This is a genomic window from Pseudomonas sp., from assembly GCF_049301935.1.
In the GTDB taxonomy this organism is placed as follows: Bacteria; Pseudomonadota; Gammaproteobacteria; order Pseudomonadales; family Pseudomonadaceae; genus Aquipseudomonas.
The window spans coordinates 1-12,445 of the sequence record NZ_JBAQLP010000140.1 but is presented as its reverse complement, the minus strand read 5'-3'; the positions used below and the strand labels follow the sequence as shown (position 1 = coordinate 12,445).

General features: G+C 61.7%; 9 protein-coding genes and 2 pseudogenes. 5 read left to right on the top strand and 6 right to left on the bottom strand.

The window, feature by feature from the left end:
- Nucleotides 1–69: 69 nt before the first annotated feature.
- The 5 genes from gap to WA145_RS18220 form a co-directional block, all read right to left on the bottom strand.
- Nucleotides 70–1,077 (bottom strand): type I glyceraldehyde-3-phosphate dehydrogenase, encoded by a 1,008-nt coding sequence (gene gap, locus WA145_RS18240; protein ID WP_422582922.1) that lies wholly within the window; start codon nucleotides 1,075–1,077, stop codon nucleotides 70–72.
- 102 nt (nucleotides 1,078–1,179) lie between these two features.
- Complete coding sequence (locus WA145_RS18235; protein ID WP_422582921.1) at nucleotides 1,180–1,851, bottom strand: COG3650 family protein; 672 nt, start codon at nucleotides 1,849–1,851, stop codon at nucleotides 1,180–1,182.
- 115 nt (nucleotides 1,852–1,966) lie between these two features.
- Nucleotides 1,967–2,299, bottom strand: coding sequence for a YegP family protein (locus WA145_RS18230; protein ID WP_422582920.1), 333 nt, complete (start codon nucleotides 2,297–2,299; stop codon nucleotides 1,967–1,969).
- A gap of 479 nt (nucleotides 2,300–2,778) precedes the next feature.
- On the bottom strand, nucleotides 2,779–3,189 hold the full coding sequence (locus WA145_RS18225; RefSeq protein ID WP_422582919.1) for a PA2817 family protein: 411 nt from the start codon (nucleotides 3,187–3,189) through the stop codon (nucleotides 2,779–2,781).
- Nucleotides 3,190–3,255: 66 nt separating this feature from the next.
- Nucleotides 3,256–5,703 (bottom strand): acyl-CoA dehydrogenase, encoded by a 2,448-nt coding sequence (locus WA145_RS18220; protein WP_422582918.1) that lies wholly within the window; start codon nucleotides 5,701–5,703, stop codon nucleotides 3,256–3,258.
- 153 nt (nucleotides 5,704–5,856) lie between these two features.
- On the opposite strand from WA145_RS18220, the pseudogene WA145_RS18215 reads away from it, so the two are divergent.
- The 5 genes and pseudogenes from WA145_RS18215 to WA145_RS18195 form a co-directional block, all read left to right on the top strand.
- Nucleotides 5,857–5,964 (top strand): annotated as a pseudogene (locus tag WA145_RS18215) (cysteine protease); the annotation flags it as partial.
- A 233-nt stretch (nucleotides 5,965–6,197) separates the two neighbouring features.
- A complete protein-coding gene (locus tag WA145_RS18210) occupies nucleotides 6,198–7,130 on the top strand; it encodes an ABC transporter ATP-binding protein (RefSeq protein ID WP_422582917.1) in 933 nt (310 codons plus the stop codon).
- An 11-nt stretch (nucleotides 7,131–7,141) separates the two neighbouring features.
- A complete protein-coding gene (locus tag WA145_RS18205) occupies nucleotides 7,142–7,921 on the top strand; it encodes an ABC transporter permease (RefSeq protein ID WP_422582944.1) in 780 nt (259 codons plus the stop codon).
- 90 nt (nucleotides 7,922–8,011) lie between these two features.
- Nucleotides 8,012–9,043, top strand: a complete 1,032-nt coding sequence (locus WA145_RS18200; RefSeq protein ID WP_422582916.1) for an efflux RND transporter periplasmic adaptor subunit — start codon at nucleotides 8,012–8,014, stop codon at nucleotides 9,041–9,043.
- Nucleotides 9,040–12,108 carry an efflux RND transporter permease subunit gene (locus WA145_RS18195; protein ID WP_422582915.1) on the top strand — a complete coding sequence of 1,023 codons (3,069 nt, stop codon included), beginning with the start codon at nucleotides 9,040–9,042 and terminating at the stop codon, nucleotides 12,106–12,108. Before WA145_RS18200 ends, WA145_RS18195 begins: the two co-directional genes overlap by 4 nt.
- Before the next feature lie 110 nt (nucleotides 12,109–12,218).
- On the opposite strand, the pseudogene WA145_RS18190 reads toward WA145_RS18195, so the two are convergent.
- A pseudogene (locus tag WA145_RS18190) lies at nucleotides 12,219–12,445 on the bottom strand (NADP-dependent oxidoreductase); the annotation flags it as partial.

Sequence of the window (12,445 nt, the reverse complement as noted above, 5' to 3'; positions counted from 1 at the left end):
AAAGGCGGCGATTATACCCATGATCAATGGGTAAAGGCCGCAGCCGATAGGCGGTTGCGGCCTACGGTGCTAGCGCGTCTGTGGCTTTACCCAGGCCAGCATCACATCGAGCATGCGGTTGGCGAAGGCCCACTCGTTGTCGTACCAGGCCAAGACCTTGACCAGATCACCCTGCACGCGGGTGTGGCTGAGGTCGACCACGCAGGACACCGGGTAGCCATTGAAGTCGCTGGACACCAGCGCCAGCTCGTTGCACTCCATCACCCCCGGCGGCAACTGCAAGGCTCCAGCCTGCAGCGCGGCGTTGATCGCTTCGCGGCTGGTCGGGCGTTCGCTGGTAAAGGTCAGATCAACCAGCGACACGTTGGGCGTCGGTACGCGTATCGACAAGCCATCCAGACGGCCGGCCAGCTCCGGCATCACCAGGCCGATGGCCTTGGCTGCACCGGTGCTGGTGGGGATCATCGACAGCGCGGCGGCGCGGGCGCGATACAGGTCGCTGTGGGTCTTGTCCAGCAGGTTCTGGTCATTGGTATAGGAGTGGATGGTGTTGACCAGGCCCTGGCGAATGCCCACGGCCTCGTGCAGCACCTTGGCCAGCGGCGCCAGGCAATTGGTGGTGCAGGAGGCGTTGGACACGATCTGTTGATCGCCCAGCAGTTGGTGATTGACGCCGTAGACCACGGTCAGGTCGGCGCTGTCCAGCGGGTGCGAGAGCAGCACGCGCGGGCTGCCGGCGCTGATGTGCTGATCGACCTGGACGCGCTTTTTCAGCTTGCCGGTGCATTCGAGCACCAGATCCACCGCATGCTCACGCCAGGGCAGATTGCTCACTTCGCGTTCACGCAGCAGCTGGATCAGCTGGCCGTTTACCCGCAAGGTATCGCCGTCCAGGCGCATGTCCCCAGGAAAGCGGCCGAAGGTGGAGTCGAAACGGGTGAGGTGGGCGAGGGTGCTTTGCTCACCCAGGTCATTGATCGCGCTGAGGTGAATCTGCTGTTCCAGTTTGCGCTCGAACAACGCGCGCACCAGGCAGCGACCGATACGTCCATATCCATTGATAGCAATGCGCAGCATAACGATATCCCTTTGGCTGACTTCCCTTGCAGCTTAGGTCAATCGTCTGTCACGTGGCTGATCTATCTCAGCGATCTGCGCATTGGTCGGTGTATCCACGGCTCAGTCGTTGCGCGCGCCGCCCAGGTAAGCGCAGCCACGCAGGACTTCACCATTAAGCCGTAACTCGGCGCTCAGGTGCTGCACCGCGCCACTCATAGCGTCGACGCAGCGCTGGCGGGCGACCCACAATTCAAGGCGTTGGCCGTTGGCTTCGCTGCTAAGGTTGAGGCGGCCTTCGGGCAGTTGCTCTTCCAGGTACGGCAGCGCCTGTGGCTCCTGGCCGGGGCGGTTGAGGATCAGGCCCTGATTGCTGACTGCGATATTCCAATCCGGCGCATGGCCGCTGGCACGCAGGAGGGTGCGAGCGAAGTTGATATCGGTGCAGCCATGGCCTTCAGCCTGTACGCGGTACACCTGGCTCGGCACGAACTGGCCATCGACTCCCTTCTGCGCATTGGCCTGCAGCTGGCCGCGCATATCGACATAGAGCGTGGTGTGGCCGTCAGCGAATAGCGTGCTGGCATCGCTGCTCAGCTCGGCTGCGTTATCTTCCTTGAGGATAAATTGACGTTGTTCTTGGCAGGGGCGAAACAGCAACTGGCCCGCGTTTAGGCTCAGCTCGCCCTGTATGCGCGTCTGCTCGATCAGCGGCTCGGCGGGTTTCTCGGTAAACACCTGGCAGCTGGCGAGCAGTGGCAACAAGGCAAAGCAAAAAGGGCGGCTGAAACGCATCGTGGCACTCCTGAAAAGTGCGCACACGTTACCTAGGCACCTGCTTGATCACAAGGCCAGCAGCGCTGGGGAAGCCGCCTTGCGCACGCCGGCCTGAGCAGGCGTGCGCAAGGGGTTAGCCGTCAGTCTTGATGGTCGTGGTCGGGCCATTGGTCTTGACCGACTCAATACCGCCCTCACGGCTGGCGGCAGCCTTGTACATCTGGCTGGTGCCAATCACCTGATGGTTAGCCGCCTTGAGGTTGAAGTAGCAGCGCCCGTCACTGGCATCCTTGCGCTCGTAACGCTCATCGGCGGGCGCATTTTTCTGCACCGAGGCAATGCCACCTTCGGCAGCCGCGCGGGTTTCGTACTGCTCACTGCGCAAAATCACTTCGGCATTGCCTGCCTTCAACACGAAAAAGAACTGGCCTTTATCGTTCTTCGAGAGTTCATACCAACCAGCCATGGCGGCCTCCATCAAATAAAGGGAAGGGGTAGAACGGCGATCAGCGCAGCAGTCTGTGCGGTGAGCGACGGGCAAAAGCATAGCAATGGCGTGTGTATCGCTGAAGTTATTCTGCTTGCTCTGCACATAGAGTCCGCCCAAATGGCCAAGAATTTAGCCTGGCCCCATGCCTTGCCGCCGCAACCTCATGTGTCAAAACGTATGAACTGGCGCAGGCTGTTACCACCACGCTGCAAGCAGGCTGACGTAACCCGCTGACTCGGCGAGTGGCGTTCTCGCGCAGCACCTCGCGACCACTGCTGCCCTGGGCAGGTAGATGGACACTGTGGTTGCCCCGAGTGCTGCCGACCGAGGCTGCCGGGTTTATGGCGACAGCCTCCAGAATAAAAACACCCTGCGCAAGGCCAGCCTTCGCAGGGTGTCGGGGGGCAGCTGATTCGCCTAGCGGTGATGCCGTGAGGGCTTTTGTGGACGGCTGCTTAGTGCGTGCTGCCCTGGGCGGGTATGGCCAGCAGCTGTTTTTCCTGGTTCCAGTCGAAGGGTTCGTCGTTTTCTTCGGCGTAGAAGCGGCGCTCTTCGAGGGTCTGGTACATCTCGATCTCTTCGTCGGGCATAAAGTGCAGGCAGTCGCCGCCGAAGAACCACAGCAGGTCGCGCGGGACCAGGTGGGCGATTTGTGGGTAACGCTGGAAGATCTGGCTGATCAGGTCCTGGCCCAGATAAAGACTGGCTTCCGGGTCGCTGGGCAGGTCGCTGAGCAATTCGTCGTAGCGCTCCAGGTACATGGCGTGGCTGTCATCGAGAATCTGCTCGGCTTCGCCCAGGGCCACCAGAATGGTACGCAGGTGCTGCAGCAGGGCAAGGTGATGGTCGATGTGGGTGTTGGCCATGGGGCAATCCTGTAGGTAAAACGGGCGCGCTAGTATAAGGCTCGCGCCGCCCGCTGTCCCGTCGGTTTAGCGGACCTTGCCGACACCCAAGGTCAGCTCCTCCTTGGCGAAGTCATCGACATCGATCACCACCCGCCGCGCGGCTTCGGCCTGCTGCAGGCTGTGCGCCTCATCGGCGCTGAGCACGCCAGCCGCCTGCGCGGCATCGAGCAGGCTTTGCCCAGGCAGTTCCTGCAGCTGGCCGGCTTTGATGGCCTTGTGCAGTTTTTTCTGCAGGCCCTGTACGTTCTGCAGCAGGTTCATCGCGTATTGCAGGGCACCCACCGGGTCCTGTTCGGCTTGCGGGCGGTAGCAGCCTTCGAGCAGTTCCTCCAGCGCCGGGTCGCCGCTGTTGCGGCCGATAATGCCGGCCACTTCGGCGTCCAGTTCGTCGCTTGGGCCTTTGTATCGGCGGCCCAGCGGCAACACCAGCAGGCGCAGGGCGCAGCCGAGCAATTGGCTGGGGAAGTTGCTGAGCAGCTCTTCCAGCGCCTGTTCAGCTTTGCCCAGGCTTTCTTCCACGGCCCAGCGCAGCATGGGCTGCGAATGCTCGGGGTAACCCAGGTCGTGGTAACGCTTGAGTGCAGCGGAGGCCAGGTACAGGTGGCTGAGTACATCACCGAGGCGTGCGGACAGGCGTTCGCGGCGTTTCAGTTCGCCGCCGAGCAGCATCATGCTGGTGTCGGCGAGCAGGGCGAAGGCTGCCGCCAGGCGATTGAGGGCGCGGAAGTAGGGGCGGCTGATACGGTCGCCCGGCACCTGACTGAATACGCCAAAGCCGAGGCTGAGCAGCAGGCTGCTGGCGGCGTTGCTGACGGCAAAGCCGATATGTTGCAGCAGCAGTTCGTCGAATTCCTGCAGCGCCTGCTCCTGGTCTTCGCGACCGGCTAGGGCCATTTCCTTGAGCACATAGGGGTGGCAGCGAATCGCGCCCTGACCAAAGATCATCAGGTTGCGCGAGAGGATATTGGCTCCTTCCACGGTGATAAAGATCGGCGCACCTTGCCAGGAGCGCGCCAGGTAGTTGTTCGGGCCCATGACGATGCCCTTGCCGCCGTGCACGTCCATGGCGTGGCTGATGCATTCGCGGCCGCGCTCGGTCAGGTGGTACTTGAGGATGGCCGAGAGCACCGAGGGCTTCTCGCCCAGGTCCACCGCGTTGGCGGTGAGAATGCGTGCGCTATCCATCAGCCAGGCGTTGCCGCCGATGCGCGCCAGGGCTTCCTGAATGCCTTCGAAGGCGGAAAGCGGCACATTGAACTGCTCACGGATCTGGCTGTACTGGCCGGTGGTCAGGCTGGTGAACTTGGCCGCGCCGGTGCCGACGGCCGGCAGGGAGATGGAGCGGCCCACGGACAGGCAGTTCATCAGCATCATCCAGCCTTTGCCGAGCATCTCCTGGCCGCCGATCAGGTAGTCCAGTGGGATAAATACATCCTTGCCGGCGTTCGGGCCGTTCATAAAGGCCGCGCCAAGCGGCAGGTGACGACGGCCGATTTCGACGCCGGCGGTATCGGTGGGTACCAGGGCCAGGCTGATGCCGAGGTCTTCCTCATCTCCCAGCAGATGCTCGGGATCGTAGGCCTTGAAGGCCAGGCCGAGCAGGGTGGCGACCGGGCCGAGGGTGATATAGCGCTTTTCCCAGTTCAGGCGCAGGCCGATGACTTCCTCGCCTTGCCACTGGCCTCTGCAGATGATCCCGCTGTCCGGCATGGCGCCGGCGTCGGAGCCTGCCAGCGGCCCGGTGAGGGCGAAGCAGGGGATGTCGTCACCGCGCGCCAGGCGCGGCAGGTAATGCTCGCGCTGGGCGTCGGTGCCGTAGTGCAGCAGCAGTTCGGCCGGGCCCAGGGAGTTGGGTACCATTACGGTGGAGGCCAGATCGCCGGAGCGAGTGGCCAGCTTCATCGCCACCTGGGAGTGGGCATAGGCGGAAAAACCCTTGCCGCCATACTGCTTGGGGATGATCAGGGCGAAGAAGCCATGGCTCTTGATATGTGCCCAGGCTTCGGCGGGCAGGTCCATCTGTTGGCCGATCTGCCAGTCACTGACCATGGCGCAGAGCGCTTCGGTGGGGCCGTCGAGAAACGCCTGCTCTTCCTCAGTCAGTTGTGCCTTGGGGTAGGCGAGCAGAGTGTCCCAGTCCGGCCGGCCGCTGAACAGCTCGCCATCCCACCACACCGTGCCGGCTTCGATGGCGTCGCGTTCGGTAGCCGACATCGGCGGTAGCACGCGCTGGAACCAGGCAAACAGCGGTGCAGTGAACAGGCTGCGGCGTTGTTGCGGTAACAGCAGTGGCAAGGCCACAGCCAGCAGGAGCAACCAGAACAGGCCCATCAGCCAGACCGGTGCATGGCTGAATACCCCCATCAGAATCAGAAAACCGGCCACGATGCCCAGTGCGGGCAAGGGCGCGGTGCGGCGGTGAGCGAGAAAAGCCGTGCCGAGCAGCAAGGCGAGTAACCAGAGAGCGAGCATGCAGAATCCTCCATGATGACAATGCGTGTTTTACGCACCATCACGAGCGTAGTCGTCATTGCTGGCGACAAGAGCGGTGAGCTTGGCCGAATCGTCGTGACATTGGCCGGACCCGCGTCGCTAGACTGCTTTCTCAGTCATGGAAAAACGCTAATACGTGAATACCTCGAGCCCGGCTGCTTCCTCGATAGTGACCACCCCGCGCTGGTGGAGTTCGCAGAAAAGTTTCGTGGGGCCAGTCGCGATCCGCGTGAGCAGGCCTCAGGCTGGATCCTGTTCGACTGATCTATCGACCGGGCTGATAAGCACCATCGGCAATTGCCGGGTTTCTTCTGCGCCTGGCGCTGGTAGGCTGCTGCACAGCCGTGGGGGCGGCATTTTTGCGCAAAGATACTGGGGTGGAGCGGTTCCAGACGCTAGACTTGGGCCACTTCGCGCTATGTGGCGCAGCCCCTCTCGAATTTTTTTTTATCTAATCAGGTGCGCGCATTTTTATGAGTACCGCTCTGTCCATTCGCCAGTTGACCAAGACCTATGGCAACGGCTTCCAGGCGCTGCATGGCATCGATCTGGATGTGGCCGAAGGCGATTTCTTCGCCTTGCTCGGCCCCAACGGTGCCGGTAAATCCACCACCATCGGCATTCTTTCGACCTTGGTGACCAAGAGCAGCGGCACGGTCAATGTGTTCGGTCACGATCTGGACCAGCAGCCTTCGGCGCTCAAACGTTGCCTGGGTGTGGTGCCGCAGGAGTTCAACTTCAATCAGTTCGAGAAGGCCTTCGACATCGTCGTAACCCAGGCTGGTTACTACGGTATCCCGGCAAAAATCGCCAAGGAACGCGCCGAGCAGTACCTCAACCAGCTGGGGCTGTGGGGCAAGCACAATGTGCCGTCGCGCGAGCTGTCTGGCGGCATGAAGCGCCGCCTGATGATCGCCCGCGCGCTGGTGCATCAGCCGCGCTTGTTGATCCTCGACGAGCCCACCGCCGGGGTGGATATCGAACTGCGCCGCTCGATGTGGAGTTTTCTCAGCGAGCTGAACCAGCAGGGCATCACCATCATCCTGACCACCCACTACCTGGAAGAGGCCGAACAGCTGTGCCGCAATATCGGCATCATTGACCACGGGCGGATTGTCGAGAACACCAGCATGAAGGACCTGTTGAAGAAGCTGCATGTGGAGACCTTCCTGCTCGACCTTAAGGAGTCGCTGCTGGTTGCGCCGCAGCTGATCGGCTACCCGGCGCAGTTGCTCGACGGGCATACCCTGGAAGTGCAGGTGGACAAGGCTCAGGGCATTACCGAACTGTTCCGTCAGCTGGCTCTGCAGCATGTCGAGGTGCTCAGCTTGCGCAATAAAACCAACCGCCTAGAGGAGCTGTTCGTCTCCCTGGTCGAGAAGAATCTGGCGAAGGTGGCGCTATGAGCACGGCTTATCTGAACTCCGAATTCACCGCCAACATGGTGGCGCTGCGCACCATCGTCTACCGCGAGATCCGCCGCTTTACCCGCATCTGGCCGCAGACCCTGCTGCCGCCGGCGATCACCATGGTTCTGTACTTCGTGATCTTCGGCAACCTGATCGGCAGCCAGATCGGCGACATGGGCGGCTTCAGCTATATGGAGTACATCGTGCCGGGGCTGATCATGATGTCGGTGATCACCAACTCCTACGGCAACGTGGTGTCGAGCTTCTTTGGCAGCAAGTTCCAGCGCTCCATCGAGGAGCTGATGGTCTCGCCGGTGTCGCCGCATATCATCCTCACCGGCTATGTCATTGGCGGTGTGCTGCGCGGCCTGGCGGTGGGTTTTATCGTCACTCTGCTATCGCTGTTTTTCACCCACCTGCAGGTGCATCACCTCGGCGTAACCGTGCTGGTGGTGCTGTTGACCGCCACCATCTTCTCGCTAGGCGGCTTTATCAACGCGGTGTTTGCGCGCAACTTCGACGATATTTCGATTATCCCGACCTTTGTCCTGACGCCGCTGACCTACCTGGGCGGGGTGTTCTATTCGATCAGCCTGCTGCCGCAGTTCTGGCAGACGGTGTCGCTGGCCAACCCGGTGCTGCATATGGTTAACGCCTTCCGTTACGGCATTCTCGGCGTCTCGGATATCCGCATCGGCGTGGCCATCGGCTTTATGCTGGTCGCCACTGCCGTGCTGTATGGCGTGTGCATCCGTTTGCTGGTCAGCGGCCGCGGCATGCGCCAGTAGCAAGTGCCTAATATCGGGAAACATTTTTAACGGCTGGTCTGCGCGGCTCGGCCGTTAGACTCAGCCTCTACAAAGTATTAGGGGTTGTATATGTTTGCCCGCGCACCTGCTCTTCTCGGTACAGTTTTCTGGCTGTGTTCGTTTGCCAGTGTGCAAGCGCAGGCCAATCAAGGGCCGCTGGTTGAGGTGGTTAAACCCGAGCGCAGCCTGGTGCGCGACGAGTTGCTGACCTTCGGTTCGCTGCGCCCCGACGAATCGGTGATGATCCGCCCGGAAATCGCCGGGCGGCTAGCGCAGCTGCATTTTCGTGAAGGCCAGCGCGTCGAGGCCGGTGCATTGCTGGTCAGCCTGGATGATTCGATTACCCGCGCCGAATTGGCCCAGGCACAGGCCAACCTGAACCTGGCGGAAAAGAACTTTCAGCGCGCGCAGATGCTGTTCAAACGCGGCGCCAGTAACGCCCAGGCCCTGGATGAGGCCAGCGCCCAGCAGCAGGCCTCGCGCGCCAGCCTGGCGCTATCCCAGGCTCGCCTGGACAAGACCCGTATCCTTGCCCCCTATGACGGCGTATTGGGTTTGCGTGCGGTCAGCCCCGGTGATTACCTCAGCGAAGGCCAGGACATCGTCAACCTGGAAGTACTCGATCCACTCAAGGTGGATTTCCGCATTCCGCAAAAAGCCGTCAGCCAGATCCGCCTCAAGCAGGTCATTGAAATCAGCTTGGATGCCTATCCGGGTGAGCGCTTCACCGGCGAGATTTTCGCCATCAACCCGCGCCTGGACGAAGCCGGACGCAGCCAGGCGATTCGCGCCCACATCAGCAACAGCGATGGTCGCCTGAGCCCTGGGCAGTTCGTGCGGGTCTCGGTGATTCTCGCCGAACGGCCGAATGCCCTGGTAATTCCAGAAGAAGCCGTCATGCCGGTGGGCGAGCAACTGCTGGTCAATCTGGTGGTTGACGGTAAGGTTGAGGTGCGCGAAGTCAAACTGGGCAAGCGCCTGGCTGGCAAGGTTGAGGTGCTGGAAGGCCTGCAGGGTGATGAAACCCTGATCAGCGCCGGTTGGCAGAAGGTTCGGGCCGGCGCGCCTGTGCGCATTAAGGTGGTGGAGCAAGCGCCATGACCCTGTCGGATATCTGCATCCGCCGGCCGGTGTTTGCCACCGTGCTATCGCTGATTGTGCTGCTGCTCGGTTTGATGGCCTATGACCGTCTGGCGGTGCGCGAGTACCCGAATATCGACGTGCCGATTGTCACGGTTAACGTCAGCTATCCGGGGGCCAGCCCGGAGATCATGGAATCCCAGGTCGCCCAGCCGATCGAGGACGTGTTGTCGGGGATCGACGGGCTGGATTTTGTCAGCTCCATCAGCCGTTCGGAAAACACCCAGATCACCGCGCAGTTCCGTCTGGGCAGCAACTCCGATGAAGCCGCCAACGATGTGCGCGACCGTCTGGGCCGCGTGCGTGGCCTGCTGCCGGATGAAATCGCCGAGCCCATCGTGCAGAAGGTCGAAGCCGACGCCCAGCCGGTGATCTGGCTGGCTTTCTACAGCGAACGCTACAGCGCCATGGAGATCACCGACGTGCTGGAACGGGTGATCAAGGATCGCCTGCAGACCATTCCCGGCGTCTCCGAAGTGCAAATTCGTGGCGCGCGCACCTTTGCCATGCGCATCTGGCTGGATCCGGAGAAGCTCGCCGCGCACAACCTCACCGTGCAGGATGTGGAAGACGCCCTGCGCCGGCAGAACGTCGAGATCCCGGCGGGGCGTATCGAGTCGCAGCAGCGCGAATTCACCGTGCTCTCGGAAACTGACATGAACACCCCGGAGCAGTTTAATCAGCTGATTCTCGATGACTCGCGCGGTTACCTGCTGCGCCTGGCCGATGTTGGTTATGCCGAAATTGGCGCGGCGGACGAGCGCAGTATCGTCCGCTACAAGGGCCAGCCGGCCGTATCGATGGGCATGATCAAGCAGGCCACCGCCAACCCGTTGGACATCTCCGATGGGCTGGAGGCGGCCATGCCGGATGTGCGCGCGCTGCTGCCGGAAGGTATGCAGATGGCGGTGGCCAACGACAGCTCGCTGTTTATTCGCGAGTCGATCGATAACGTGTTTATCACCATCTGGGAAGCGGTGGGGCTGGTCATCCTGATCATCTTTATCTTCCTGCGCTCGCTACGCGCTACCATCATTCCGCTGGTGACCATCCCGGTGTCGCTGATCGGTGCATTTGCCCTGATGAGCCTGATGGGTTTCACCATCAACACCCTGACGCTGCTGGCGATGGTGCTGGCCATCGGCCTGGTGGTGGACGATGCCATCGTGATGCTGGAGAACATTCACCGGCATATCGAGGAAGGCATGCAGCCGCTGCAGGCGGCGCTCAAGGGCAGCCGCGAAATCGCCTTTGCGGTGATCGCCATGACCCTGACCCTGGCTGCGGTATTCGCCCCCATCGGCTTTATGCAGGGCACCACGGGCAAGCTGTTTACCGAGTTCGCCTGGACCCTGGCCGGCGCGGTGCTGGTGTCGGGCTTCGTCGCCCTGACCCTGACCCCGATGATGTGCGCGCTGCTGCTCAAACCGCATCAGGCCGGCGCGCGGCACAACCGGGTGTACAACCTGATCGAAGACTTCCTCAACGGTCTGACCTACAGCTACAAACATCTGCTGGCCAAGGCGCTGAGTACCTGGGGGCTGGTGGTTGGCGTGCTGTTGCTCACCGTGGTGGCCTGCGTGCTGCTGTTCTCCGGGTTGAAGTCCGAGCTGGCGCCCACCGAGGACACCGGCACCATTATCGGCGTGTTCAACGGCCCGGACGGCGCCACCATCAATTACACCGGACGTTATGCCCGCGAGATCGAAACGGCCTACGACAGCATCCCGGAAACCAATCGCTATATGGTCATCGCCGGCTTCCCGACTGTGGCTCAGGGCATTTCCTTTATGAAGCTGGAAGACTGGGCCGACCGTTCGCGCAGTCAGTTCGAGATTCGCAACGAACTGCTGCCCAAGCTGCAGGACATCGCCGGGGTGCGCGCCTTCCCGGTCAACCGGCCGCCGCTGGGGCAGAGTGCACGTAACCAGCCGGTGAACTTCGTGATTCGCTCGTCGATGGAGTACAGCGAGCTGCAGGGTTATGTCGATCAGCTGCTCAATCAGCTGCGCGACTACCCGGGCCTGGAAAGCCTGGACAGCGACCTCAAGCTCAATGCGCCGCAGCTCAAGGTGGCGGTCAACCGCGAGCAGGCGGTGGCCGTGGGCACCGATGTGGCGACCATCGGCCGCAGCCTGGAAAGTCTGTTCGGCAGCCGCCAGGTAACGCGCTTCAAGCAGAACGGCGAGCAGTACGACGTACTGGTGCAGTTGCAGGGCGTGGACCGCAGCAATCCGCAGGACCTCGACCGCGTCTATGTGCGCGGCCGCGATGAGAGCATGGTGCAGCTGTCCAACCTGATCGAGGTGCGCGAGACCGTGGCGCCGCGTGAGCTCAACCACTTCAACCAGCTGCGTGCGGTAACGGTAAGTGCCAACGTTGGCTCCGGCTACACCTTGGGCGAAGCCCTGGCGCATCTGGAGACTACCGCGCGTACGGTGTTCCCGGCGGAGACGCAGTACGACTACACCGGCACCTCGCGCGACTTCAAGGAGTCCAGCGCCGGTATTGCGCTGATCTTCGCCCTGGCTCTGGCGTTTATCTTTCTGGTGCTGGCGGCGCAGTTCGAGAGCTTTACCGATCCGCTGATCATCCTGTTCAGCGTGCCGCTGTCGATGGCTGGGGCCTTGCTGGCGCTGACGTTATTCGGCGGTACCCTGAATATCTACTCACAGATTGGCCTGGTGACGCTGATCGGCCTGATTACCAAGCACGGCATCCTGATCGTTGAGTTCGCCAACGTGCTGCTGCGTCAGGGGCATGAGCTGCGCGGTGCAGTGATCGAGGCGTCGGTACAGCGCCTGCGGCCGATTCTGATGACCACCGGGGCGATGGTGCTGGGCTCACTGCCACTGGCGATTGCCAGCGGTGCTGGCGCGGAAAGCCGTCAGCAGATCGGCATGGTGATCGTCGGTGGCCTGTTGGTCGGCACCTTCTTCACCCTGTTTGTGATCCCGACCCTATATATGCTGCTGCGCCACTGGCGGCCGCTCAAACAGCACAGTGAGGAAATGGCGGTGGCGTAGGATGGGTTGAGCGTAGCGATACCCATGCTGCTCTGATGGGCTACGCCACCCAGGCAATGTGGCTTTGCCAAACATCGCTTGGGCGGCTAACCCATCCTACACGGGGCGAGTTAGTCGACCTTGAGCACCAGCTTGCCGAAGTTCTCCCCGCTAAACAGCTTGAGCAGGGTTTCCGGGAAAGTGGTCAGGCCGCTGACGACATCTTCCTTGGATTTCAGCTTGCCGCTGGCCAGCCAGCCGCCCATCTCCTGCGCGGCTTCGGCGAAGCGTGGAGCGTAGGTCATCACCACCATGCCTTCCATGCGCGCGCTGTTAACCAGCAGATTGAGGTAGTTGG

Bases quoted from the DNA above. Each gene is read 5' to 3' on its own strand.
- WA145_RS18220 (WP_422582918.1), bottom strand. From the start codon at position 5,703: ATGCTCGCTCTCTGGTTACTCGCCTTGCTGCTCGGCACGGCTTTTCTC.
- WA145_RS18210 (WP_422582917.1), top strand. From the start codon at position 6,198: ATGAGTACCGCTCTGTCCATTCGCCAGTTGACCAAGACCTATGGCAAC.
- WA145_RS18230 (WP_422582920.1), bottom strand. From the start codon at position 2,299: ATGGCTGGTTGGTATGAACTCTCGAAGAACGATAAAGGCCAGTTCTTT.
- WA145_RS18235 (WP_422582921.1), bottom strand. From the start codon at position 1,851: ATGCGTTTCAGCCGCCCTTTTTGCTTTGCCTTGTTGCCACTGCTCGCC.
- WA145_RS18225 (WP_422582919.1), bottom strand. From the start codon at position 3,189: ATGGCCAACACCCACATCGACCATCACCTTGCCCTGCTGCAGCACCTG.
- gap (WP_422582922.1), bottom strand. From the start codon at position 1,077: ATGCTGCGCATTGCTATCAATGGATATGGACGTATCGGTCGCTGCCTG.
- WA145_RS18200 (WP_422582916.1), top strand. From the start codon at position 8,012: ATGTTTGCCCGCGCACCTGCTCTTCTCGGTACAGTTTTCTGGCTGTGT.
- WA145_RS18195 (WP_422582915.1), top strand. From the start codon at position 9,040: ATGACCCTGTCGGATATCTGCATCCGCCGGCCGGTGTTTGCCACCGTG.